General features: G+C 61.5%; 21 protein-coding genes. 14 read left to right on the top strand and 7 right to left on the bottom strand.

The genetic code is table 11. The features are described 5' to 3' along the window. Positions 1 to 120: 120 nt before the first annotated feature. The 3 genes from ACQY5P_RS02660 to tpiA are packed head-to-tail and all read right to left on the bottom strand — an operon-like array spanning position 121 to position 2,060. A complete protein-coding gene (locus ACQY5P_RS02660) occupies positions 121 to 387 on the bottom strand; it encodes a succinate dehydrogenase assembly factor 2 (protein WP_428409300.1) in 267 nt (88 codons plus the stop codon). After that, the gene (locus ACQY5P_RS02655) at positions 387 to 1,325 is read right to left on the bottom strand and encodes an alpha/beta fold hydrolase (protein WP_428409299.1); all 939 of its coding nucleotides are present in this window, start codon (positions 1,323 to 1,325) and stop codon (positions 387 to 389) included. The genes ACQY5P_RS02660 and ACQY5P_RS02655 overlap by 1 nt, the downstream gene beginning before the upstream one ends. 6 nt (positions 1,326 to 1,331) lie before the next feature. Beyond that, the gene (gene tpiA, locus ACQY5P_RS02650; RefSeq protein WP_428409298.1) at positions 1,332 to 2,060 is read right to left on the bottom strand and encodes a triose-phosphate isomerase; all 729 of its coding nucleotides are present in this window, start codon (positions 2,058 to 2,060) and stop codon (positions 1,332 to 1,334) included. A gap of 187 nt (positions 2,061 to 2,247) precedes the next feature. On the opposite strand from tpiA, the gene ACQY5P_RS02645 reads away from it, so the two are divergent. From ACQY5P_RS02645 to ACQY5P_RS02635, 3 genes are all read left to right on the top strand, one after another. Then, a complete protein-coding gene (locus ACQY5P_RS02645; protein WP_428409297.1) occupies positions 2,248 to 4,143 on the top strand; it encodes a SurA N-terminal domain-containing protein in 1,896 nt (631 codons plus the stop codon). A gap of 5 nt (positions 4,144 to 4,148) precedes the next feature. Continuing rightward, positions 4,149 to 5,654 carry an anthranilate synthase component I gene (trpE, locus tag ACQY5P_RS02640; protein ID WP_428409296.1) on the top strand — a complete coding sequence of 502 codons (1,506 nt, stop codon included), beginning with the start codon at positions 4,149 to 4,151 and terminating at the stop codon, positions 5,652 to 5,654. A gap of 161 nt (positions 5,655 to 5,815) precedes the next feature. Further along, positions 5,816 to 7,660, top strand: a complete 1,845-nt coding sequence (locus ACQY5P_RS02635) for a DUF885 domain-containing protein (RefSeq protein WP_428409295.1) — start codon at positions 5,816 to 5,818, stop codon at positions 7,658 to 7,660. Between the two features lie 377 nt (positions 7,661 to 8,037). Here ACQY5P_RS02635 and ACQY5P_RS02630 read toward each other — a convergent pair whose 3' ends face one another. Further along, positions 8,038 to 9,042 (bottom strand): divergent polysaccharide deacetylase family protein, encoded by a 1,005-nt coding sequence (locus ACQY5P_RS02630; protein ID WP_428409294.1) that lies wholly within the window; start codon positions 9,040 to 9,042, stop codon positions 8,038 to 8,040. 146 nt (positions 9,043 to 9,188) lie between these two features. On the opposite strand from ACQY5P_RS02630, the gene ACQY5P_RS02625 reads away from it, so the two are divergent. From ACQY5P_RS02625 to lexA, 4 genes are all read left to right on the top strand, one after another. Beyond that, positions 9,189 to 9,767: an anthranilate synthase component II gene (locus ACQY5P_RS02625; protein WP_428409293.1), complete on the top strand. Its 579-nt coding sequence runs from the start codon at positions 9,189 to 9,191 to the stop codon at positions 9,765 to 9,767. After that, complete coding sequence (trpD, locus tag ACQY5P_RS02620; RefSeq protein WP_428409292.1) at positions 9,764 to 10,777, top strand: anthranilate phosphoribosyltransferase; 1,014 nt, start codon at positions 9,764 to 9,766, stop codon at positions 10,775 to 10,777. The genes ACQY5P_RS02625 and trpD overlap by 4 nt, the downstream gene beginning before the upstream one ends. Next, positions 10,774 to 11,571, top strand: a complete 798-nt coding sequence (gene trpC, locus ACQY5P_RS02615; RefSeq protein WP_428409291.1) for an indole-3-glycerol phosphate synthase TrpC — start codon at positions 10,774 to 10,776, stop codon at positions 11,569 to 11,571. The genes trpD and trpC overlap by 4 nt, the downstream gene beginning before the upstream one ends. A 184-nt stretch (positions 11,572 to 11,755) precedes the next feature. Beyond that, positions 11,756 to 12,475 carry a transcriptional repressor LexA gene (lexA, locus tag ACQY5P_RS02610; RefSeq protein ID WP_428409290.1) on the top strand — a complete coding sequence of 240 codons (720 nt, stop codon included), beginning with the start codon at positions 11,756 to 11,758 and terminating at the stop codon, positions 12,473 to 12,475. On the opposite strand, the gene ACQY5P_RS02605 is transcribed toward lexA, so the two are convergent. Then, entirely contained in the window at positions 12,472 to 14,637 is a 2,166-nt protein-coding gene (locus tag ACQY5P_RS02605) for a ComEC/Rec2 family competence protein (RefSeq protein WP_428409289.1), read from the bottom strand. The genes lexA and ACQY5P_RS02605 overlap by 4 nt on opposite strands. Before the next feature lie 106 nt (positions 14,638 to 14,743). Between ACQY5P_RS02605 and gltX the strand changes: the two genes are divergently transcribed. From gltX to rpmG, 6 genes are all read left to right on the top strand, one after another. Further along, positions 14,744 to 16,153 (top strand): glutamate--tRNA ligase, encoded by a 1,410-nt coding sequence (gene gltX, locus ACQY5P_RS02600; protein WP_428409288.1) that lies wholly within the window; start codon positions 14,744 to 14,746, stop codon positions 16,151 to 16,153. A gap of 84 nt (positions 16,154 to 16,237) precedes the next feature. Next, the gene (gene gltA, locus ACQY5P_RS02595) at positions 16,238 to 17,542 is read left to right on the top strand and encodes a citrate synthase (RefSeq protein WP_428409287.1); all 1,305 of its coding nucleotides are present in this window, start codon (positions 16,238 to 16,240) and stop codon (positions 17,540 to 17,542) included. A gap of 35 nt (positions 17,543 to 17,577) precedes the next feature. Beyond that, on the top strand, positions 17,578 to 17,781 hold the full coding sequence (locus tag ACQY5P_RS02590) for a hypothetical protein (RefSeq protein WP_428409286.1): 204 nt from the start codon (positions 17,578 to 17,580) through the stop codon (positions 17,779 to 17,781). A gap of 12 nt (positions 17,782 to 17,793) precedes the next feature. After that, positions 17,794 to 19,095 carry an adenylosuccinate lyase gene (purB, locus tag ACQY5P_RS02585; protein ID WP_428409285.1) on the top strand — a complete coding sequence of 434 codons (1,302 nt, stop codon included), beginning with the start codon at positions 17,794 to 17,796 and terminating at the stop codon, positions 19,093 to 19,095. A 59-nt stretch (positions 19,096 to 19,154) separates the two neighbouring features. Further along, positions 19,155 to 19,577: a DUF983 domain-containing protein gene (locus ACQY5P_RS02580; RefSeq protein WP_428409284.1), complete on the top strand. Its 423-nt coding sequence runs from the start codon at positions 19,155 to 19,157 to the stop codon at positions 19,575 to 19,577. A 103-nt stretch (positions 19,578 to 19,680) separates the two neighbouring features. After that, the gene (gene rpmG, locus ACQY5P_RS02575) at positions 19,681 to 19,848 is read left to right on the top strand and encodes a 50S ribosomal protein L33 (RefSeq protein WP_428409283.1); all 168 of its coding nucleotides are present in this window, start codon (positions 19,681 to 19,683) and stop codon (positions 19,846 to 19,848) included. Positions 19,849 to 19,923: 75 nt separating this feature from the next. Here the strand turns inward: rpmG and ACQY5P_RS02570 are convergent, their stop codons facing one another. After that, positions 19,924 to 21,300 carry a PleD family two-component system response regulator gene (locus ACQY5P_RS02570; protein WP_428409282.1) on the bottom strand — a complete coding sequence of 459 codons (1,377 nt, stop codon included), beginning with the start codon at positions 21,298 to 21,300 and terminating at the stop codon, positions 19,924 to 19,926. A 42-nt stretch (positions 21,301 to 21,342) separates the two neighbouring features. After that, positions 21,343 to 21,741, bottom strand: coding sequence for a response regulator (locus tag ACQY5P_RS02565; protein ID WP_428409281.1), 399 nt, complete (start codon positions 21,739 to 21,741; stop codon positions 21,343 to 21,345). Between the two features lie 147 nt (positions 21,742 to 21,888). Here ACQY5P_RS02565 and ACQY5P_RS02560 point away from each other — a divergent pair, with 147 nt between their 5' ends. Continuing rightward, positions 21,889 to 23,184 carry a DNA polymerase IV gene (locus tag ACQY5P_RS02560; RefSeq protein ID WP_428409280.1) on the top strand — a complete coding sequence of 432 codons (1,296 nt, stop codon included), beginning with the start codon at positions 21,889 to 21,891 and terminating at the stop codon, positions 23,182 to 23,184. Positions 23,185 to 23,354 lie beyond the last annotated feature (170 nt).

Raw genomic sequence — 23,354 nt, 5'->3', positions numbered from 1 at the left:
CTCCCTATGGCGGGCGAGCCCGCGTTCCCCGGCCGTGTCCTAGACGCAAATCGGTAACGTCTGGTTAGGACGGAGGCGAAAATTTCCGCGTGGTTAATGAAAGATTGCTGGGTGCGGGCTTTAGAGCCGCGGAATCTCGAACGCCTTGAGCCTTTCGAGAACGGACCCTTGCAAATTCGCCGGCGCGTCGGCCTTGTCCGTCGCCCAGGCGTAAAGCTCCCGGTCGTTCTGTTTGAGGAGCGCCTCGAGCTGGTCCAGTTCGCCCTCATCCATTCCGGCGACATGGGCTTTCACGAAACCGCCGATCAGAAGGTCCGCTTCCTTGAAGCCGCGATAGGTCGCAAGATAAAGAAGCCTCTTGCGGCGGATGTCGATGGTCTCGCTCATTAGGCTCGCTCCGTCATCATGCGGATGATTTTTATAATGGCCTCCGTCTGCGAATGATGCAGCGCATGGCCAGTGTGCGGCAGCAGGGTCAGCGACGCGCCCTCGATATCTTGGGCAAGCTGTTTCGAATGGATGTGAGGGCTGACGGTTGAATCGCTCGTTCCGGTGACGACAGCGACAGGAAGCTTCAGCGTAGCGTAGCGCGATTGCTGCGCGATAATCTCCGATTTGAGATTGGCGATGTCCGCTGCATTCGCCTTGAAGTCATGGGGCCGGAACAACAGCGACAGGCCGCTTTCTTCAAAATAGTTGTCAGGCGGCGTATCGGGCGCGAACGAATCCTTGATGCCGCTCTGCGCTGAAAGCTGGCCATAAACGGGGATCACGAGGCGGCGCAGGAAAAACCCAGCGACGGGCCAGCCGGACACGTTGTTGTACCAGGCGACGCCGCCTGGCCATTGGTGACTCACCGGCGCCAGCAGGACGAGTCCGCTCATGTCGTTCTGATATTCAAGCGCATATCGCAGCGCGACGGCGCCGCCAAAACTTTGTCCGACGACGACCGGATTGTCAGCGCCGAGCGCATCCACGGCGCCTTTGATGAGACGCGCCTGCGTTTCAAGCCGCCAGCCGTCATCGGGGCGAGTCGAGTAGCCGCGCCCGGGACGGTCGATGAGAATGACCCGATGATCCGCGGCGAGGCGGTCGCCCAGCGCCAGCTTCATGTCGCGCAGATTCACGCTCGCGCCATGGATCAGGATCAGCGGCGGTTTGGCGCTGTCTTTCGGACCCATGTCGACGACATGCAGACGCTCGCCTTCAACATCGATGAATTTTCCGATCGAGGGAGCGCCCTTTTGCACCGACCAGGCCGCGCAGCCGGCAAGCCCGGTCAGGGCGGCGAGAAGAAAGAGAACGATCAGGAGCACCATGCGCATCCCGTTTTACATTCCTCCCGGCGCGGCGGCGATGATTGGATAAAAGTCATCCGCCTTGAGGCTGGCGCCGCCCACCAGCGCGCCATTGACGTTGGAGATAGCGAGAATTTCTTTGGCGTTTCCGGGCTTCACCGAACCGCCATAAAGAAGGCGCGTTGCTTCCGGCGTTTTCGAGCGGATGAAATCGTGCATCTCGGCGATGTCATCATTGGTCGGCGTCAGTCCGGTGCCGATGGCCCAGACCGGTTCATAGGCGACGACATAGGTTTCGCCGGTTTCGGGCAAGGAGCCGGCGAGCTGCGCGCCGACAACCTCAAGCGCCTTTCCGGCCTCGCGCTCCTCTTTAGTTTCGCCGACGCAGATGATGGGCGTCAGACCGGCGCGAAACGCCGCCTCGGCTTTCGATTTCACGACCGCGTCGGTTTCGCCGTGATCGGCCCGGCGTTCCGAATGGCCGACAATGACATAGGCGGCTCCGGCGTCGGCCAGCATCTCCGCGCTGATATCGCCCGTATGGGCGCCATTCGCCTTCGGATGGCAGTCCTGACCGCCGATCTGGACGCCCTCGTCCGAATAGCTGGCGGCGAAGGCGGCGACGAGCGTCGCTGGCGGGCAGATGAGAACGTCGCGATCCTCTGGCGCCGACCCCCCGAGTTTATCTATCAGGGCCTCGATCTCCGCCCGCGCGGCGGAAAGTCCGTTCATCTTCCAGTTGCCGGCGATCAGCGGTTTCATGGGATCGGTCCTCTGCAAGTTTCCTAGAGATTGGGCCGGGGGTAAGCGATGCGGCGGGACCTGTCCAGCCGGACAAACCGCCCGCCGGCCGCCCTTGCCGTGAGCGAAGGGCGCAACTAGGTTACGCGCAATTTTGAAATAGGGTCCCGGCCCCGGCGCCGGGGTCCAATAAATCGAGGCGGTATAAATGCTTAGTCAGGTTCGCGGCGCGCTCAAGGGAGTGGTGGCCTGGATCGTCATCATCTTGTTGGTTGCGGCTTTCGCCCTATGGCAGGTGCCACAGGCGAGCCAGCTTTTCTCCAGCGCGGCGGTCAGCGTCGGCGGCGAAAGCTTTTCCCAGCGCACGGTGAGCCAGGAATTCGACCAGACCTTCCAGCGCGCGGCGCGCGAATCCGGCGGCGACTTCACCCGCGAGGCGGCGGTCGCCAGCGGCATGCCCGGCCAGGTCGTCGACCGGCTGATCACCCAGTCGGCGCTCGACCAGTACGCCCAGAAGATGAACCTCGCCCTGCCCCGGGAAGCGATCCGGGATTTTCTTCAGAACAATGAGAATTTCCAAAACCCCGCGACGGGCCAGTTCGACCCGACAACGCTGGAATCCATTCTTCTGAACAACGGCCTGACGGTCACACAGTTCGAAGACATCATGCGCGACGATCTGCGCCGGGCCCAGCTTGTCGAAGCGCTGGTTTCCGAAACCGCGGCGCCCGGAACATTCATGGAGGCGATGATCCTGCGCGAAACCGAGCGCCGCCGCATCGCCTATATCACCGTGACGGATAATATGGCGGGCGACGCCGTGGAGCCCACGCCGGAAGACCTGAAAACCTATTACGACGAAAACGCGCCGCTCTTCACTGCGCCGGAATACAGAACCTTCGATCTCCTCGTCCTGCGCAGTGAAGATTTCCGCGAAGGTCTCGAGGCGCCGGAAGAGGAAATGCGCCGCCTTTACGAAGCCGGCAAAGACCGGCGCTATTCGACGCCTGAAACCCGTACAGTCTATCAGATTACCTATGAAACAGAGGCGGAGGCCGCGGCCGCTATCGCCGATCTCGAACAAGGCAAGCCTTTTGAAAATCTCGCCGAGGCGCGGGGGCTTTCCCTCGCTGCCGTTACTTTCGCAGATGCAACGCAGAGCCAGATCGTCGATCCTGCGGTCGGCTCGGCCGCTTTCGCCGAAGACGTCGGCGAAGGTGATGTGGTCGGGCCGGTGCGCAGCCTCTTCGGCTGGACCGTCGCGCAGGTGGCCGGCGTTACGCCGGGCGAGGAGCGCTCCTTTGAAGATGTGCGCGCCGAACTTGAAGCCTCCTTCCTCGACAATGACGTGCGCCGCCGCATGCAGGACGCTATCGACGAAATCGAGGAAGTTCGCGACACCGGCGCCGAACTCGCCGAAGCGGCGGAAACGGCCGGCTTCAAAATCGAAACCTTCGGCCCCATCGACCGCCTCAGCTTCGCGCCCGGCGGCGCCATCATCGACAAGGTTCCGGGGGAAGCCATCGCAGAAGCGTTTCAGCTTGATGAAGGCGAGCAGAGCGAAGCGATGCGTCTCGCCAGTGACGACGGTTACTTCTTCGTCTCGCTCCGCGAGATCACGCCGCCCGCATTGAAACCTTATGAATATGTCGAAACCGAAGTTAAAAACCGCTGGCGCGCAGATGAGCGCCGGGCGCGGATCGAAAAGACCGTCGCCGCCATTCGCGAAGCTGTGACGGCCGGCGAAAGCCTTGAAGACGTCGCCGGAAAATACGACCGCGCGCCGATTGAGCTCGTGATCGACCGCCGTTTCACCAATGAAACGATCGACAGGAACTTCAACGAAACGATCTTCTTCGCCAATCTTAACGATCTCGTTTCCAGCACGGTCGGCAATAACGGCGCGCAAGTCGTCGCCGAGGTGCGTGAAATCGGATATGGCCGAAGCGCGATTTCCCCGGTCGAAGAAGCCCGTCTCGCCGAGCTGGTGGGCATGCAGCTTGATCAGGAGCTGGTGTCGGCGTTCGTCGACGGCATCCGCGATGACTATGGCGTGAAGATCAACCAGTCGCAGATCGACGCGCTCTTTAACGACGGATTCTAAGAGGCGTGAGCGTAAGTCCCGAATTTACGGCATTCGAACGGACTTACGCTGAGGGGCGCCCGCAGCTTGTGTGGCGCAGTCTCGTCAACGATCTTGAAACGCCGGTGTCGGCCTATCTGAAGCTCGCCGCCAATCGCAAGAATGCGTTTCTGCTGGAGTCGGTTGAGGGCGGCGAACAGCTTGGCCGGTTCTCCATCATTGGTTTCAAGCCGGACGTCATTTGGCGGGCGAATGGAGCGCGCTCGGAGATTAACCGAGACGCCGCCGCGGATGTGAACGCCTTCAAACCTGAAGACGGGCCCGCGCTCGACAATCTGAAAAGGCTGCTCGCCGAGTCCGAACTGGCGCCGCCCGAAGGCGCGCCGCCCATGGCGGCCGGCGTCTTCGGCTATCTCGGCTATGACATGGTGCGCCAGATGGAGCGGCTCGGACCGAAACCCGAAGGCGGGCTTGGAACGCCGGACGCCCTGTTCATTCGCCCGACGATCGTCGCGATCTTCGATAATGTGCGCCAGGAGATCAGTCTCTTCTCAGCCGTCCGCCCCGAGTCGGGGGTTTCCGCGCGCGCCGCCTATTCGCGCGCGTCCGAACGTCTTGCGGACGCCGTTTCCGATCTGCAGTCGCCGCTGGCGGAAGCGCGAACGCCTTTTGATGAAACCCTTCTCGATGCGCCGCAAACGTCAAACACCTCCGAAGCCGAGTACAAAAGCATGGTCGCGCGCGCGAAGGATTATATCGCGGCGGGCGACATCTTTCAGGTCGTGTTGAGCCAGCGCTTTTCGAGGCCCTTTGCGGCGCCGGCCTTCTCGCTTTATCGCGCGCTTCGGCGCTCGAACCCCTCGCCTTTCATGTTCTATTTCAATTTCGAGGATTTCTCCGTCATCGGATCGAGTCCCGAAATTCTGGTGCGCGTGCGCGACGGCGAGATCACCATCCGCCCCATCGCCGGCACGCGTCCGCGCGGTGCGACAACAGCGGAGGACAAGCGTCTCGAAGAAGAACTCATCAACGACCCGAAAGAGCGCGCCGAACATCTGATGCTGCTCGATCTCGGGCGCAATGATGTGGGCAGATCTGCGGCCATCGGCACGGTTAAAGTAACGGATCAGTTCGCCATCGAACGCTACAGCCATGTGATGCACATTGTCTCCAATGTCGTGGGGCGTTTGCGCGATGACGAGCATCCGGTGAACGCTGTCGTCAGCGGCTTTCCGGCCGGCACGGTTTCCGGCGCGCCGAAAATTCGCGCCATGGAGATTATCGACGAACTGGAAAAAGACGCGCGCGGCGTTTACGCGGGCGCCATCGGCTATTTCTCCGCCAATGGCAATGTGGACACCTGCATCGCGCTTCGGACAGCGGTCGTCAAAGACGGCGTCATGCATGTCCAGGCGGGCGCGGGGATCGTCGCCGATTCCGACCCCGCCTCCGAACAGGCCGAATGCGAAAACAAGGCGAAGGCTCTCTTCGCCGCCGCCGAGTCCGCCCTTGAACGCGAGGGCAATCGCTGACCTTTAGGCGAGTTGGGGCCTATTCCGGCCCGGCTTTGCGACGAACCGCCCGAACCATGCGATGAAGACGGCGTCTCCAAACGGCGATATGCACTAAAACCGGTTTAACCCGCGTGGGGCCATTCCCCTCGCTTCCGCAAGACCATAGAAGGGGCCTTTTCATGATGAAATCTCTCAAAGCCGTGCTGGCGGCGACAACCGCGTTCGCCGCGCTCGCCGGCGCAAACGTCTACGCCCAAAGCGCTGAACCCGCCGCGGCGGAAGCCGCGCAGACTGAAGACGAACGCCTCGCCGCGTTTTTCGAGGAAATTTTCCAGCGCAATCTCGCCAATAGTCCGATCCTGCAGGCGCAGCTCGGCATGAAGACCGACCGTTATGGCGAGTGGGACGATTTCTCCGACGCTGAAGCCATCCGCCAGAACGAAGAGACGAAGGAAGATCTCAACCGCCTGCGCGCCGAATTCGATTATGATGCGCTCTCAGAGCAATCCAAAGTCAGTTACCGCATTTTCGAGTTTTTGCAGGAGCGCCAGCTCGAAGGTTTCAAATACCGGTTCCACGGCTATCAGTTTTCGACCATGAACAATCCGTCGACCTTCCCGGCGACATTTCTGCAGAACATTCATAGCGTGGCTAACGTTTCTGACGCAGAAGCCTATATCTCCCGCATCAACAAGCTCGAGACCGCCATGGATCAATTGATCGAGGGCATCGACAAGTCGACCGAGATCGGCGTTGTTCCGACCTCCTATTCCTTCGATCCGGTGCTGAAAGACACCGCCAACATGATTAAGGGCGCGCCCTTCGATGATTCCGGCGAAGACAATGCGATCTATGCGGACTTCAAGAGCAAGGTCGATGCGCTTGAGATCTCCGACGCCGAAAAGGCGCGGCTCATCTCGGAGGCCGAAGCGGCCCTGACCGGGCCTTACAAGGAGTCCGTCGAACGGTTCATCGCCAAGGTCTCATCCCTGCGCGACAAGTCTCACGGTCCCAACGGCGTCTGGGCCCTGCCCGACGGCAAAGCGTTTTACGAAAATCAGGTTTCCTTCTGGACCAGCGAAAAAGACCTGACGGCCGCCGAAATTCACAAGATCGGCCTCAAGGATGTGAAACGCATCCGCAAGGAAATGGAAACGATCATGAAGCAAGTGGGCTTCGACGGCACGCTTTCGGAGTTTTTCGATTTCCTGCGCACCGACCCGTCGAATTTCTTCCCGAACACGGAAGAAGGCCAGCAGGCTTATCTCGACCAGTCGAAAGCCTATATCGACTCGATCTACGCGGACGTCGACAAGTACTTCAACATCCTGCCGCAGGCCCCGCTTGAAGTGCGCAAAGTCGAGGAGTGGCGAGAAGAAACTGCGCCGATCGCGTTCTACAACCGTCCGTCCCCGGACGGATCGCGTCCCGGCATCTACTACGTCAACCTCAAGGACATGACGACCAAGCAGAAGCACGAAATGGAGACTGTCGCCTATCACGAAGGCGCGCCGGGCCACCATTTCCAGATCGCCATTCAGCAGGAGCTGACCGGCGTTCCGACGTTCCAGAAATTCGCGTTCTTCGGCGCCTATACAGAAGGCTGGGGCCTTTACGCTGAGCGCCTCGCCAAAGAGGAAGGCCGCTTCACCGATCCCATGCAGGATTTCGGCCGGCTGCAGAACGAAATGCTGCGCGCCTGCCGTCTCGTTGTCGACACGGGCGGCCATTCGAAAAAATGGACGCGCGAGCAGATGATCAAATACATGCTCGACAACAATCCGATGACCGAGGAAGACGCGACCAAGGAAGTCGAGCGCTATCTCGACACGCCGGGCCAGGCGCTTTCCTACAAGATCGGCATGATCAAAATTCTCGATCTGCGCGAAAAAGCGAAGAAAGAACTTGGCGACGATTTCGACATTCGCGATTTCCACGACGCCGTCCTGAAGAACGGCGCCGTCGCTCTGCCGATTCTTGAAGAACTGGTTGACGCCTATATCGCCGAGAAGAAGGCTGCGTAATCAGTCGATTCAGACGCCATTGAGAAGGGGCGCTTCGGCGCCCCTTTTTTTGTGCGCGAAACGCACATCCATAACGGGAGAAACACATCAAACAGGCGAATTCTTCAATATTTCCCAGTATCGGTGAATAGTTATCCCCCGCTTTTCCGGCGGAGGTATGATCCCTCCTGACCGTAATGAGACTCCTGCTGAAGCGAGTCGCAACGAATCGCTCGCGGCGACATGCGCGGCTGCTCTGCGGCGCCGCCATCAGGTTGCGCAAGCGCGAGTCTCGGGAGTTGAAGAAGATGAAAGGGCCGGAGCACAAAATGTCAAATGGCGCCACATTCGCCGCAAGCCCAGTAAACATGCAGGACAAACCTGGCGGCGCGCGGCTCTCAGAGACGCAGGTCGGGCGCGGCGGCGACCGTCTGGGCCTGCGCCGTGGCGTCAGGCTGGCGGAGCGCGCTGGCGTATATGAGGTCGAAGCCCCGGGCCGGCGCCGTGGTCAGCCACGGGCCGAGAACCTTCATGGTTTCCGGACGCGGGTGACCGATGGCGACCACATAGCCCGTTTCCCGCGCGATGCGTTCGGCAAGCGCCAGTTGCACGCGAATAGCGTCTTCGGTTTCCACGTCATCGAGAAAAACGTCCCGATAAAGAATATCGACGCCGAGCTCCTTCGCCGCCTGCCGCACGGCGCTGTCCGGGGTTGTCACGGAGTCGAGAAAGAAAAGGTCGCGGTGATCGAGATAACCGAGCAGCGTCTTCATCGCCGCGATGTCTTCGGTGAGTTTCGAGCCCATGTGATTGTTGACGCCCGCATAACCTTCGAAGCGGTCGAGATTCCATTCGAGGGTTTTCAGGAATTCCCGGCCGGTCATGCCGGATGTCAGCGCGTGGGGGCCGGGATCGGCGGCGCCGCGCGGCTCCATGGGAAGGTGCAGCATCACCTCCGCGCCCTGATGGCGCGCCGAGTCGGCGAGATCGCGGACCTTGCCCGCATAGGGCAGAAACGAAAACGTCACCGGCCCCGGCAGAGCCAGCGCTTTTTCGCTGTTCTTCCGGTCGACGCCCATATCGTCGATGATGATGACGACTTTCGGCCGTTCTCTCGGCTTCTGATAGGGATGAAGGCTGCCATTCGGCGCCGGCAGGCGTTCGGGCGCGCCGGAAACGATTTCCGCGATGATGCGCTCGCGCTCTTCGCGGAGAGGATCGGCCGCCGTTTCGATTTGCGCCGCCGGCGGTTGGCTCGCTGCGCTTGCAGTCGCGCCGCGTTCTCCGAGATAGGCGGAAAGCGCGCCGACGATCACGCCAGCGAAGGCCATCGCCACCGTGGCGATGAGACCTGCATTGCCCGCCCTTTCCTCCGGAAACCGGACGCCCGATCTGATTTTCATGCGCATTCGCGTTTTTGTTTCCCGCCGCGGCTCCGGACAAAGTTAAATGCAGCCCCGCCCACTGCAGGCTCGTCCCCGCTTGCGCCTTGCGGCGGGGGCGTTAAACCATCGTCCGAACGCACCAATATTACTGATTCTCGGGCCCAATGATCCTGCTGATCGACAACTATGACAGCTTCACTTTCAACCTTTTTCACCTCATTGGGGAAATCGGCGAGGAGGTGAAGGTCGTTCGCAACGACGCCCTGACGGCGGAAGAGGCGCTCGGCATGGGCGCCGAGGCCATCGTCCTGTCGCCCGGTCCCTGCACTCCGAATGAAGCCGGGATTTGCCTCGATCTCGTGGCACTGGCGACCGAAAGACGGGCCCCGGTCTTCGGCGTCTGTCTCGGGCTCCAGTCCATCGCCCAGAGTTTCGGCGGGGTCATCCGCCGCGCCGACCGGCTGATGCATGGCAAGACCTCGGAGATCGCCCATCATGGCGATGGCGTCTTCGCCGGCCTGCCCACGCCTTTCACGGCGACGCGCTATCACTCGCTGGTCGCCGACCGCGCGAGCCTCTCCAACGAACTCACGATCACGGCGACGGCGGCGGACGATGGCGAGATCATGGGCCTCGCCCATCGCGACCTGCCGATCATGGGCGTGCAGTTTCACCCCGAAAGCATCGCCACCGAACACGGCGCGCGGATGTTTTCGAACTTCCTTGAGATCGTGCGCAAATGAGCGCTTTCACCCCGCATCTCCAGCGCGCCATGTCCGGTGCGCCGCTGACCGCGGCGGAAATGCGCGCGGCGATGGATGCCCTCTTTTCCGGCGCGGCGAGCGACATTGAAATTGCTGGGTTCCTAGCGGCGTTGCGCGCGCGCGGAGAAACGGTTGAGGAAATCGCGGCGGCGGCGCAGGCGATGCGCGACCATGCGCTCAAAGTCGATGCGCCGGATGACGTCATCGACACCTGCGGCACGGGCGGCGACGGCGCCGGCACCTACAACATTTCCACAGCCGCCGCGCTGATCGCCGCAGGCTGCGGCGTCAAGGTCGCCAAGCACGGCAACAAGGCGCTTTCTTCAAAGTCCGGGTCTTCTGAAGTATTGGAGGCGCTGGGCGTCAGGCTCGACATCCCCCCCGAGAAGATCGTGCGGTGCATTGAGGACGCCAATGTCGGCTTCATGTTCGCGGCGCTTCACCACAAGGCGGTCGGCCATGTTGCGGCGGCAAGGAAAGCGCTTGGCGTCCGGACCATGTTCAACGTGCTCGGCCCCCTCTCCAACCCGGCCGGCGCGAAGCGGCAGGTCATGGGCGTGTTCGCGCGCGATCTCGTGCGCCCCATCGCCGAGGTCATGCCGCATCTCGGCGTAACGCGGGCTTGGGTGGTTCACGGCAGCGACGGCCTCGACGAACTGACGACCACGGGCGCCACCCATGTCGCCGAACTTAAAGATGGCTTGGTGTCCGAATTCGAGGTGACGCCGGAAGATGCAGGCCTGTCACGCGCAAAAGCCGCCGATCTTGAAGGCGGCGATCCGTCGGAAAACGCCGCTGCGCTGTGGCGGCTGCTTGAAGGCGAACAATCCGCCTATCGCGATATTTCGGTGCTCAACGCGGCTTCTGCGCTGATCGTTGCGGATAAGGCGGAGAACTTGAACCAAGCCGCGCGCATGGCGGAACAGGCCATCGACAGCGGCGCGGCTAAAGCGGCGCTCAGTGAACTCGTTGAGGTCTCGAACTCATGACCATTCTCGACGACATCATCGCCTATAAGAAGACCGAGGTGGCGCAGGCGAAAGGCCAGGCGCCCCTCTCTGCTGTGGAGACGCTGGCGAAAGAGGCCGGTCCTGTCCGTGGGTTCCGCAAGGCGCTGGAAAGGAAAGCCGCAGACGGCTTCGCCCTCATCGCCGAGGTGAAGAAGGCGAGCCCCTCCAAAGGGCTGATCCGCCCTGATTTCGATCCGGCGGCCATCGCCCGGGCCTATGAGGCCGGGGGCGCGGCCTGCCTCTCCGTCCTTACCGATTCGCCGAGCTTTCAGGGGGCGCCGGATTTCCTCCGCCAGGCGCGGGATGCGACCCGGCTTCCGGTCCTGCGCAAGGATTTTATGATCGACCCCTATCAGGTAGCGGAAGCCCGGGCCTGGGGCGCGGACTGCATCCTGCTTATTATGGCGTGTCTCTCCGATGCTCAGGCGGGCGAACTGATGCAGGCTGCAAAGGGTTGGAATCTCGATATTCTCGTCGAGACTCATGATGAAGAGGAGATGGCGCGAGCTGTTCAGCTAAAAGCTGACCTTATCGGCGTAAATAACCGCAATCTGGCGACTTTCGTGACCTCGCTTGAGACGACGTCTAGGCTTGCTCCGCTGGCGCCGGCCTCAGCGCTGCTTGTCAGCGAGAGCGGGATCAACAGCCACGCGGACCTCGTCCGCCTCGCCGGCGACGGCGCGAAGGCTTTCCTCGTCGGCGAAAGCCTGATGCGCCAGGAGGATGTAGAGGCCGCAACGAAAGCGCTCCTTGGCCCTGTTTCTATTGCCTGATTCGCATTTCGCTGTTGACGGGTCCGAGGAACAACCATAGAACATCGTTGTCGTTTTGTTCTTTTGTCGTTTCGGGCGTGCAAACAGCCTTTGGTTGATTGTCCGGCGACAAGGGAACGTCCAGCGGGTCGCGGCGGGGATTTCCCCAACAGCAAGCCCGCCAAAAAGAAGTGCGAGGGAGCAAATGCTCACCAAGAAACAGCATGAGCTGCTGGTTTTCATCAATGACCGGCTGGCCGAGACCGGCGTGTCGCCGTCCTTCGACGAGATGAAGGAGGCGCTCGACCTAAGGTCCAAATCTGGCATTCACCGGCTTATTACGGCGCTTGAGGAGCGCGGCTTCATCCGCCGCCTGCCCCACCGGGCGCGGGCGCTCGAAGTCCTCAAAATGCCGGAGGACGCAAAGGTCAATGTGAAGCCGAGCCCGGCGCAAAAGGGCTTCCGCCCCGCGGTCGTCAACGCCGATTTCAAGCGCGGCCGCGTCGCGCCTACGCCGCAGGTCTCGGCGCCGGCCGGCGGGATCGTGGATCTTCCTGTGCTCGGCCGCATCGCCGCCGGCACGCCTATCGAGGCGATCCAGCACGAGGTCGACCGCTTCTCCGCCCCCGAAGCCTTTATCGGCAAGGGCGACCACTACATTCTCGAGGTGCAGGGCGAGTCGATGATCAACGCCGGGATCGAGGATGGCGACTTCGTCATTATCAAGCGCTGCACCGATGCGGAAAACGGCGCTATTGTCGTCGCCCTCGTCGATGACGAGGAAGCAACGCTGAAGCGCCTGCGCCGCAAGGGCGCCTCGATCGCGCTTGAAGCTGCTAACCCGGCGTTCGAAACCCGCATCTATGGCCCCGACCGCGTTGCGGTTCAGGGCAAGCTTGTGGGGCTGATGAGAAGGTATAACTAACCGCCGCCCGTCCAAGGTCGGTTGCCGCGAAATTCATTCGCCGATTTGACCGTGAGCGCGCCGTCGCGTTCAACCCAGACGGCGTGGGCGCCGCGCTTCCACGCCGAACGCCGGTCTATAAGAAACGCGTTGCAGCGGCGCCAGTCGGCGCTGCTTGCCGGAAAGAAAGCGACCACAAGCTCCGCACGCTGACAATCTTCGGCGAGGGTGGATTTGTGCTCCGTAAAAACAACAGTGACAGCGCCTTGATCCGAAACCGCGCCCGCGCAGCCCGAGGCGTCGCAGGCGAAAATCTCTTCCATCGCTGACGGTCTGACGGTTTCGATGTCGAGGCCGGCGGCCTCCTCCCACATGCGGGCCGCGAATTTCTCGCGGCGGGTCGAATAGACAAAGAGCGTCCGTTCGCCCTCACTGTCCCGGGCGATGACGCCGCCATTGAGACCGGAGGCGGAAACGAAGATCGCCGGCGGTCGCGCGAGGCTGACGAAAAGCGCCGCGACCGGGATCGCGGCGAGGCCCGCCAGCCGCCACGGCGCGCGGGAAAGGCAGAGCCACAGACCGCCAATGGTCAGCACGATCATCGCCGCCTGCGGCCATTGCGGCGTCGTCGAAACCGCGCCCTCAAGCCCCGAAACGCTAGACGCAATATATAAAACCGCCTCCATGCACTGCGCCGCGAAACGCCAGGCCCAACCGTCGAGGCCGAAGGGCGAGAGCAGCAGCGCAATGACAGAGAAAGGCATAATAAGAAAGCCCATGATCGGCATCGCCGCCATATTGGCGGGCAGCGAATAGATAGCGACGCGGTTGAAATGAAACAGCGCGTATGGGGCCGTCGCCAGCGCGGCGATAGTGTCGGTGAGCGCCAGCGCCACGAGATAACGCCGCGCTTTTGCGGTCCAGGACATATCGAATTCCTGCTTCGCGCGCAGGGCGAACCATTCATAGGCGGCGATGAGCGCGGTCACGGCGGCGAAGGACATCTGGAAGCCGGGGTGAAACAGCGCCTCAGGCGTCGTCAGCAAAATAATGACGGCAGCGATGGCCACGTTGCGCAACGACAAGGCCCGCCGGTCCACAAGAATCGCCAGAAACATAATCGCCGCCATGATGAAGGCGCGCCGCGCCGACCATCCGCCGCCCGACAGGATGAGATAGAAAAATCCGGAGAACAACGCTGCGGCCGCCGCCCATTTCTTGATCGGGTAACGCAGCGCCAAGGGCTCGATGGCGGCGAGGCCGAAGCGCACGGTGAAAAAGACGAGGCCCGTCGCAAGGCCCATATGCAGGCCCGATATCGCCAGCAAATGCGCGAGCCCAGCATCGCGTAACGCGGCTTCCGAGCGTTCTGAAATCGCGCCCCGCTTGCCCGTGACAATGGCGGCCAGGATCGCGCCGCCCTGCTCTTGCTTCGGCGTCGTGCGAATGATCCGCGCCGCAAGATTAACGCGCATGGTTTCGACATCCGCGGCGAGTTTTTGAGAAAAGGTTTTTTCAGCGCTTTCATCGAGGCGCGGCGGCGTTACGGCGATGCCCACGGCGCCGATTTTCTGGAAATAAAGCTGGCGCGCGAAATCGAATGCGCCAGGTGCGACCGGCGGCGGCGGCGGAGACAGGCGCGCGCGCACGGAAATGAGATCGCCCGGCTGCGCATCGAAGCCTTCCCCGCGCCAGGTGATGCGCGCCCGCGCCGGGATTTCCTCCGCAGGCAGATTTTCGACGCTCGTCAGCTCGACGATATAGCGCCGCTGGCGCGCGTTTTCTTCGATGGAGAGAAGCCGGCCCGCGACATCGACCATGCCGAGTTCGCGGGAAAGCTGCGGCGCCTCAACCTGCGCCGTCCTCCAGTCGGCGGCGGCAAAGCCCAGCGCGGCGAACACCAGCGCCGCAAAGAGAGGCCGGAACGGTCCGCGCCAGAAAGAGAGCGCTGCGAATACAACAAGCGACGCAACGCCGATGCGCCAGTCCGGCTCCGCCTTGAGGCCGAAATAAAGTCCCGCACCGAGGCCGATAGCCGCCGGCGCCCACAGGGAAAGCCGAGCGAAATCCATGGCCGCCCAGCGGCGCAAGGCTTCGCCGGTCAGATGCGCCATGCGCGAAAAGGGCGGCGCCTCGGTGAATTCCTCGCCGGCATGTCCCGTTTTTGCGAGATCAGCGACCATCCGCCCTGCGCCCCAACAGACCCCGAAGCCATAGGCGCCGGGGCCCCCTCATGTTATCCCGCGCCCGCAAAACCGAAACGCAACAAGAGGAGCCGGTCCTTTCAGTATGGCCGATAATCACCCGCCTGTCGTCACCCGCTTCGCGCCCTCGCCCACCGGCTATCTCCATATCGGCGGCGCGCGGACGGCGCTCTTCAACTGGCTCTATGCAAGGGGGCGCGGCGGCAAGTTTCTGCTCAGGATCGAAGACACGGACCGCGCGCGTCATAACGAGGCGGCGGTTGAGGCGATCCTTGACGGCCTCACATGGCTTGGCCTCGACTGGAACGGCGAGCCGGTGTCGCAATATTCCCGTCAGGCGCGCCATGCGGAAGTCGCGAAACAACTGCTCGACGCGGGCAAGGCCTATCGCTGTTATCTGACGCCTGAAGAACTAGCGACCGCGCGCGACAAGGCGAAGGCGGACGGCGTTCGCTTCGAAAGCCCGTGGCGGGACGCCGATCCGGCGACCGCGCCCGATGCGCCCTTCGCCATCCGTTTCAAGGCGCCGCGAGACGGAGAGACCGTCGTGCAAGACGCCGTGCAGGGCCGAGTCGCCTTCCCCAATGCGGCGCTCGATGATCTCATCATTCTGCGTTCTGATGGCGGCCCCACCTACAACCTCGCCGTTGTCGTTGACGATCATGATATGGGCGTGACCCATGTGATCCGCGGCGACGATCATCTGAACAACGCCGCGCGCCAGACACAGATTTATCAGGCCATGGGCTGGACCGTGCCTGTCTTCGCCCATGTGCCGTTGATCCACGGGCAGGACGGCGCGAAACTGTCGAAGCGCCACGGCGCGCTCGGGGTCGAAGCTTATCGCGACGACGGTTATCTGCCGGAAGGATTGGGCAACTACCTCCTCCGTCTCGGCTGGGCACATGGCGACGAGGAAATCATCCCCTACAAGCGCGCAAAGGAGATCTTCGACCTCAAGGGCATTAACAAGGCGCCGGCGCGGCTCGACCTCGACAAGCTGAAGCATGTAAACGCCCATTACATAGCCGAACTCAGCGACGATGCGTTCGTTACCTGGGCGGCGCCGTTTCTCGAGAGAGCCGGCGTCGATCTTGATGCGGAGCATCTGGCGCGGCTGAAGCGCTCCGCGCCGTTTCTCAAAACGCGCTGCGCGACGCTCTCAGATGTTGTTGCCGCGTCGGAATATCTTTTCCTCAAGCGTCCCCTCGCTATCGATGGCAAGGCCGCGAAACCGCTGCAGAAAGACGGCGCGCGGGAAATCCTTAACGATCTTAACCAAGCCCTAGAGGACGAATCATCCTGGGCGTCCCCTGCTGCGCTCGATGAGAAGCTTCAGGCCTTCGCCGCCGCCAAAAATGTAGGCTTCGGCGTTGTCGGCCCCCCCGCCAGAGCGGCCCTCGCCGCCGGGCGGCCTTCGCCGGGACTGGGCGAAGTGCTATATGGGTTGGGACAAAAAGAATCGCGCGCCCGGCTCGCCGATCAGACCGGCTGACGCAGGGCTGGAATCCCTAGAGTAAACTGGCTAGTGTGCGCCGCAACATGCGTTGACGCGCTGCAAAAGAAAAAGGTTCGATCCATGAAAAGTGAATTGAAACAAGCGGATACGGCGAACTTTACGATCAACGGGAAAACCGCCGAATTGCCGATTTTCAAGGCGACTCACGGGCCCGATGTCGTGGATGTCCGCGCGCTCTATAAAGAGACCGGCGCCTTCACTTTCGACCCCGGTTACACCTCGACGGCGAGCTGCGAGTCCAAGATCACCTTCATCGACGGCGATGAGGGCATCCTGCTTTATCGCGGATATCCCATCGATCAGCTTGCGGAGCATTCGAATTTCATCGAAGTCGCCTATCTGCTGTTGAATGGCGAGCTTCCGAATGCGCAACAGCGCGCCGATTTCGAACATTCGATCACCATGCACACCATGGTGCATGAGCAGCTCAAGAATTTCTACAACGGTTTCCGCCGCGACGCGCACCCCATGGCGATCATGGTCGGGGTCGTCGGCGCTCTTTCCGCATTCTATCACGACTCCACCGACATCAACGATCCGAAGCAACGCCTCGTCGCAAGCCACCGCATGATCGCGAAGATGCCGACCATCGCCGCCATGGCGTTCAAATACTCCATCGGCCAGGCTTTCGTCTTCCCGCGCAACGAACTCGATTACACATCGAACTTCATGCGCATGTGCTTTGCGGTACAGGCGGAGGATTACGAGGTTAATCCGGTTCTTTCCGACGCACTCGACAAAATTTTCATCCTGCATATGGATCACGAGCAGAACGCATCGACCTCGACGGTGCGGCTTGCGGGCTCTTCCGGCGCGAACCCCTTCGCCTGCATCGCGGCAGGCATCGCCTCGCTCTGGGGCCCGGCTCATGGCGGCGCCAACGAAGCGGCGCTCAACATGCTCGAAGAGGTCGGCTCGGTCGACAAGATCCCTGAATACATCAAGCGCGCCAAGGACAAGAATGATCCGTTCCGCCTGATGGGTTTCGGCCACCGCGTCTACAAGAACTACGATCCGCGCGCGAAAGTCATGCGCAAGGCTTGCCACGAAGTGCTCGACGCGCTCGGCGTTAAGGACGAACCGCTTCTCAAGGTCGCCATGGAGCTGGAGCGCATCGCTCTTGAAGACGACTATTTCGTAGAGAAGAAGCTCTATCCGAACATCGACTTCTATTCGGGCATCACGCTGCGCGCCCTCGGCTTCCCGACGGAAATGTTCACGGTCCTGTTCGCGCTCGCCCGCACTGTCGGCTGGATCGCCCAGTGGTCGGAGATGATCGAGGACCCGAACCAGAAAATCGGGCGTCCGCGCCAGATTTACACCGGCGCGCCGCAGCGCGACTATGTGGCTATCGACCGCCGTTAAGGCGGCGCCGCAGGCATAAGGGAGGAGATGCGGGCATGCTTTGGCTGGCCGTGCATATGTGGGCGCTTTTGCTTGCAGCTTTCGTGATCGGTCTTGGCCTTGGCTGGTGGATGTGGGGACAGCGGCAGACGCCGCCGCCCGCCGCTGGAGACGCGCCGGCGCGGTCCATCGAATTGGGATCGCTTGATCTCGACGGCGACGGCCCCTCTTCGGCAGCAGCTGACCCCAAAGCGTTCTAACGGAGTAATTGAATGATCTCCCGCTACACCCGCGCGGAAATGGCTGCGATCTGGTCGGACGCCGCCAAATACCGGATCTGGTTCGAGATCGAGGCTCATGCGGCAGACCGGCTGGCCGAACTCGGCGTCATTCCTGCGAGCGCCGCGAAGACGATATGGGAAAAAGGCGGCAAGGCCGAGTTCGATGTCGCCCGCATCGATGAGATCGAGCGCGAGGTGAAGCACGACGTCATCGCCTTCCTAACCCATCTCGCAGAATTCGTCGGCGAGGATGCTCGCTTCGTCCATCAGGGCATGACGTCGTCCGACGTGCTCGACACCTGTCTTTCCGTGCAGTTGACGCGCGCAGCAGATCTTCTGCTCGCGGATATGGACCGCGTGCTGGCGGCGCTCAAGAAACGCGCGCTCGAGCACAAGAACGACGTCTGCGTCGGCCGCAGCCATGGCATCCATGCCGAGCCAACGACCTTCGGCGTCAAGCTCGCCGGTTTCTATACGGAGTTTGAGCGCGGCAAGAAGCGGCTCGAAGCCGCGCGCCAGGAAATCGCCGTCTGCGCGATTTCCGGCGCTGTCGGCACCTTCGCCAATATCGACCCGTCGGTTGAGGAATATGTCGCGGAGAAGATGGGGCTTGCCGTAGAGCCGGTCTCGACCCAGGTCATCCCGCGCGACCGCCATGCCGCCTATTTCGCGGCGCTCGGCGTCATCGCCTCCTCGGTTGAACGCCTCGCCGTTGAAATCCGCCATCTCCAGCGCACCGAAGTCCTAGAAGCCGAGGAGTTCTTCTCCAAGGGCCAGAAGGGCTCGTCAGCGATGCCGCACAAGCGCAACCCGGTGCTGACGGAGAATCTCACCGGCCTCGCCCGCCTCGTTCGCATGTCGGTGATCCCGGCCATGGAAAATGTGGCGCTCTGGCATGAGCGGGACATCTCTCACTCCTCCGTCGAGCGCGGCATCGGTCCCGACGCGACGGTGCATCTCGACTTCGCGCTGAACCGTCTCGCCGGCGTTGTTGAAAATCTCGTCGTTTACCCTGAGCGGATGCTCGCCAATATGAACAGCCTCAACGGGCTCATCTTTTCCCAGCGCGTTCTCCTGGCGCTGACCCAGGCGGGCGCGTCGCGCGAGGAAGCCTATTCGCTGGTGCAGCGCAACGCCATGCCGGCCTGGCGCGGCGAAGGCCTCTTCCTCGACAATCTGAAGGCCGACAAAGAGGTTACGGCGCATCTTTCCGCCGCTGCGCTCGAAAGTCTTTTCGACCTCTCCTATCACACCAAGAATGTGGACGTGATTTTCAAGCGGGTCTTCGGTTAACGAGCCCCGCGCGCTTTCGGCGCGTTGCGAAACGTGTCCCGCATCCCCATAGAGACCCCATGACAGAAGCGGTTCAGACCTTTGGCGGCGACCAGGACAGGCGTTCATGGGCTTCGGCCATGGCCCGCGGTCTCGCCCATAAATGCCCGGAATGCGGACGCGGGAAGCTGTTTTCAGGCTATGTGAGAACGAAGGCGGCATGCGACGTTTGCGGCCTCGATCTCTCGGGCCATCGCGCCGATGACGCCCCGCCCTATGTGACCATCATCATCGTCGGGCATGTCATGATCCCGCTGGCGCTTGCCGTGAAACAGCTCTTCGATCCGCCGATTACCCTGCAATTCGCGATCTGGCTTCCGCTGATCATCCTCGCTTCATGGGCGCTGTTGCCGGCGTCGAAAGGCGCCCTCATCGGACTGCAATGGGCGAATCGCATGCATGGGTTTGCAGGTCCCGACGCCGATCCGGACGCCGACGTTTAACCTTTGCTAAGCGCGAAAAAGCGTTACTATGGCTTGACACGCCAAAGACCATGAGTATGGTCCGCGCTCATTTTGCGCGAATTAACGGTCCTAGGAGCGACCCATGGCCAAGCCAACCACCGTCAAGATCCGGCTCAACTCAACCGCCGGCACGGGTTATTTTTATGTGGCGAAGAAGAACACCCGCACGATGACGGAGAAGCTCGTCCTGAAAAAATACGACCCCGTCGCGCGCAAGCATGTTGAATTCAAGGAAGGCAAGATCAAGTAAGATCGCTCTCCCCGCCGTATTTGAAAAGCCGCCCTCGAAGGCGGCTTTTTTGTTGTCTTTAAAGGATTTTGAAGGTTACGCCGCGCTCTGGATCACGCGGTTGCGCCCGCCGTTTTTAGCGGTGTAGAGCGCTTCGTCAGCCCGCTTGATGAGCTTCTGGGCGCTGTCGTCTTCCGGCCCGTTCTCGGTCGAGGCGAGCCCGATAGAGACGGTGACGCCGAGTTCGTCGCGGCCATTGTTAAGCTTGAATTTGGATGTGGCGATTTCCTGGCGCAGCCTTTCGGCGACAACAGACGCAAAGGCGAGGTCTGTGTCGGGCATGGCGATCAGGAACTCCTCGCCGCCATAACGGCAGGCGAGATCGATGCCCCGGATCGAACTGGCGATGCGGTCGGCGAACTCCTTCAAGACGCGGTCGCCGGTGTCGTGGCCATGCCGGTCGTTGACTTCCTTGAAGTGGTCGAGATCGAGCACCATCACTGCGAGCGGCCGGCCGGTCCAATAGGCGCGGTCGAACATCGCAGAGAGGTGGCTCGCCAAGTAACGGCGGTTGTAAAGGCCGGTGAGCTGGTCGGTGACCGCCATTTCAAGGCTGACCTGGAAAGACGAGCGGAGCTGGTCCACATAGCGCTTGCGGCGGAGCTGGGTCGAGACCCGCGCGGTGAGTTCATTCTTGTCGACGGGGCGGGTCACATAGTCATTGACCCCGATATCGAGGGCGCGAACGAGCTTTCTCGTATCGCCATGGCGCACCACCGCAAGGATCGGCGTCAGGCGGGTTTCCTCGAAAGACCGGATCGTCGAGCAGAGGCGCAAGGGGTCCATGGCCTCGATGGAGAGGTTCACCAGAATGAGGTCGAATTCGCCGGCGCGCGCGCGGCTGAGCGCGATTTCCGGATCGGTTTCGTGAACCATAAGATAGGCGTCCTCGCCGAGGGCGGCCGTAAGGCGCGCTGCCTGGTCTTCATTGTCGTCGATGAGGAAGATGCGCGGCTCGCCCATATCGGCGTCGGGATCGATCTTGCCGACAATGCCGAGATCCTTACCGGTGGCGTAACGGGCGCGGAGCTCGTCCGTCATCATTTTAAGGCGGGTCAGCGACCGCACGCGGGCGAACAGCGCCAAGTCTTCGACCGGCTTGGTGAGGAAATCATCGGCGCCGGCTTCCAGACCGGCGACACGGTCCGCCTGCTGGTCGAGGGCCGTCACCATGACCACGGGGATGTGCATGGTTTCGGGATTGGCTTTGAGCTTGCGGCAGGTTTCAAAGCCGTCCATGCCGGGCATCATGACGTCGAGCAAGATGATGTCAGGCTTTTCGGCGGCGGCGAGGTTGATCGCTTCCTGACCGGAATAAGCGCCGAGCACGTCGAAATATTCCGCCCTCAGCTTCGCCTCGAGCAGCTTCACGTTCGGTTCCAGATCATCGACGACCAATACGCGCGCCGTCATGCAGCCCCCATGGCTTAAAGGGTTCGTTAAGACCCCATGAGCCTAGTCTAAATACCTTTTCACTTTCTCAAGAAACGCCGCCACAGAGATAGGTTTGGCGATATAATCCTCGCACCCTCCCTGGCGTATGCGTTCTTCGTCGCCTTTCATTGCGAAAGCCGTGACGGCGATCACCGGTATGTCGGCGAGCTCGGGGCTGCTCTTGATTTCGCGGGTGACTTCCAGCCCGGAAACTTCCGGCAGCTGGATATCCATGAGGATGAGATCGGGATGGTTATCTTTCAGGGCCTCCAGCGCTTCTGGCCCGGTGCGGGCTTCGAGCGTCTGGTAGCCGTGAATCTCCAGAAGGTCTCTGAACAGCTTCATGTTCAGCTCGTTGTCCTCAACGATCAGCACCGTCTTGGGCTCAGTTGAATAATCGAGCTTTTCCATGGCCGACATAGTACGCCTTTTGTCCGTCCTTCGGGCCCCCATACGCGAATCGGCCCTTGAGATGGAAAGTTTTGCGCAAAAGGTCTTAATTGAATGTTTATCTTGAACGTCCCGGCCTCCGTTTCCGGCCGGTTCTGACGGGTTTTTGACCGCTAAATGTCTGAAAAGAGTGAAATTCCAGGGTTTTGCCGGGATTGTTACCGGCCGCTTACGCTGGCTGGCGGGGTCGCGAGGCCCCGCTGCCCGGCCTGCGGCTCGGTGCGAATCGCCGCCCATCCGGAAATCTTCGCGCTCTCCATCGCCCATCTCGACTGCGACGCCTTTTATGCGGCGATCGAGAAACGGGACAATCCGGCGCTTGAAGACCTGCCCGTGATTATCGGCGGCGGGGTCCGGGGCGTGGTCTCGACCGCCTGTTATGTGGCGCGAACTTATGGGGTCAGATCGGCGATGCCCATGTTCAAGGCGCGCGAAGCCTGTCCTGACGCCGTCATCATCAAGCCGAATATGGCGAAATACGCCGAGGTCGGCCGCGCCGTCCGCAAGATGATGCTCGACCTCACGCCGCTCGTCGAACCCTTGTCTATCGATGAAGCCTTCATGGATCTGACCGGCACGTCGCGGGTGCATGGCGGCCCGCCGGCGGTGACGCTGGCGAAACTTCAGGCGCGGGTCAAAGACGAGCTCGGCGTCACCGCCTCCATCGGCCTTTCCCACAACAAATTTCTCGCCAAGATGGCGTCCGATCTCGACAAGCCCCAGGGTTTTTCCATCATCGGCGAGGCGGAGACGAAATCGTTCCTCGCGCGCCAAAAGGTGACGATGATCTGGGGCGTCGGCGCGGCCATGGCGGCGAAGCTGCGCGAAGACGGCATCGCGACCATCGGCCAGTTGCAGACGATGGACGCGGGAACCCTCGCCAAACGTTATGGCGAAATGGGCCTCAGGCTGGCGCGGCTTTCTCAAGGCGACGATGCGCGCGCCGTCAAACCGGAACGCGAAACCAAGAGCGTTTCCGCGGAAACCACCTTCAACGAAGATCATCGCGACGTGAACTGGCTCGAAGACGTTCTTTGGGAGCTGTGCGAGAAAGTGTCGGCACGTATGAAAGCGTCCGGCTTTGAAGGCCGCACGGTGACGCTGAAGCTGAAGACCGCCGACTTCAAAACCATCACGCGGCGCACGACGCTCGATGCGCCGGCCAATCTCGCGCGTATCGCGTTTGGGGCCGCGAAACCCATGCTTCACGATGCGGCGCAAGGGAAAGCCTACCGTCTCATCGGCGTCGGCTTTTCCGGCCTCTCTTTCGCCAGCGACAACGCCGCTGCGCCGGATCTGTTCGGCGACAGCAATGAAAAGATCGCCAAGGCGGAGAAGGCCATCGACGCGCTGCGCGAGAAGTTCGGCAAGGAAGCCGTACAGGCGGCGCGTGTGCTGCGGCGGGACCGGTAAAACCTTGAAGCCGCCGATTTTCATCCGCATATTTATTGGCGTTGCGGCGAATGTGGCGCCATTTGACATTTTCTGCTCCGGCTCATGTTCAGTCTTTCTTTCGTCATCCCGCACGCCCGCCAAGATGCGTCTGGCGCAGCGCACGAAATAGCGTTGGACACTGACTATAA

Source organism: Hyphococcus sp. (genome assembly GCF_965267305.1).
GTDB lineage: Bacteria > Pseudomonadota > Alphaproteobacteria > Caulobacterales > Parvularculaceae > Hyphococcus.
This window is presented reverse-complemented; position numbering and strand designations above follow the sequence as displayed.

Excerpts from the sequence above, each read along its gene's own strand:
- ACQY5P_RS02660 (WP_428409300.1), bottom strand. The coding sequence starts at position 387 with ATGAGCGAGACCATCGACATCCGCCGCAAGAGGCTTCTTTATCTTGCG.
- ACQY5P_RS02655 (WP_428409299.1), bottom strand. The coding sequence starts at position 1,325 with ATGCGCATGGTGCTCCTGATCGTTCTCTTTCTTCTCGCCGCCCTGACC.
- tpiA (WP_428409298.1), bottom strand. The coding sequence starts at position 2,060 with ATGAAACCGCTGATCGCCGGCAACTGGAAGATGAACGGACTTTCCGCC.
- ACQY5P_RS02645 (WP_428409297.1), top strand. The coding sequence starts at position 2,248 with ATGCTTAGTCAGGTTCGCGGCGCGCTCAAGGGAGTGGTGGCCTGGATC.
- ACQY5P_RS02635 (WP_428409295.1), top strand. The coding sequence starts at position 5,816 with ATGATGAAATCTCTCAAAGCCGTGCTGGCGGCGACAACCGCGTTCGCC.
- ACQY5P_RS02630 (WP_428409294.1), bottom strand. The coding sequence starts at position 9,042 with ATGAAAATCAGATCGGGCGTCCGGTTTCCGGAGGAAAGGGCGGGCAAT.
- ACQY5P_RS02625 (WP_428409293.1), top strand. The coding sequence starts at position 9,189 with ATGATCCTGCTGATCGACAACTATGACAGCTTCACTTTCAACCTTTTT.
- trpD (WP_428409292.1), top strand. The coding sequence starts at position 9,764 with ATGAGCGCTTTCACCCCGCATCTCCAGCGCGCCATGTCCGGTGCGCCG.
- trpC (WP_428409291.1), top strand. The coding sequence starts at position 10,774 with ATGACCATTCTCGACGACATCATCGCCTATAAGAAGACCGAGGTGGCG.
- lexA (WP_428409290.1), top strand. The coding sequence starts at position 11,756 with ATGCTCACCAAGAAACAGCATGAGCTGCTGGTTTTCATCAATGACCGG.
- ACQY5P_RS02605 (WP_428409289.1), bottom strand. The coding sequence starts at position 14,637 with ATGGTCGCTGATCTCGCAAAAACGGGACATGCCGGCGAGGAATTCACC.
- gltX (WP_428409288.1), top strand. The coding sequence starts at position 14,744 with ATGGCCGATAATCACCCGCCTGTCGTCACCCGCTTCGCGCCCTCGCCC.
- gltA (WP_428409287.1), top strand. The coding sequence starts at position 16,238 with ATGAAAAGTGAATTGAAACAAGCGGATACGGCGAACTTTACGATCAAC.
- ACQY5P_RS02590 (WP_428409286.1), top strand. The coding sequence starts at position 17,578 with ATGCTTTGGCTGGCCGTGCATATGTGGGCGCTTTTGCTTGCAGCTTTC.
- purB (WP_428409285.1), top strand. The coding sequence starts at position 17,794 with ATGATCTCCCGCTACACCCGCGCGGAAATGGCTGCGATCTGGTCGGAC.
- ACQY5P_RS02580 (WP_428409284.1), top strand. The coding sequence starts at position 19,155 with ATGACAGAAGCGGTTCAGACCTTTGGCGGCGACCAGGACAGGCGTTCA.
- rpmG (WP_428409283.1), top strand. The coding sequence starts at position 19,681 with ATGGCCAAGCCAACCACCGTCAAGATCCGGCTCAACTCAACCGCCGGC.
- ACQY5P_RS02570 (WP_428409282.1), bottom strand. The coding sequence starts at position 21,300 with ATGACGGCGCGCGTATTGGTCGTCGATGATCTGGAACCGAACGTGAAG.
- ACQY5P_RS02565 (WP_428409281.1), bottom strand. The coding sequence starts at position 21,741 with ATGTCGGCCATGGAAAAGCTCGATTATTCAACTGAGCCCAAGACGGTG.
- ACQY5P_RS02560 (WP_428409280.1), top strand. The coding sequence starts at position 21,889 with ATGTCTGAAAAGAGTGAAATTCCAGGGTTTTGCCGGGATTGTTACCGG.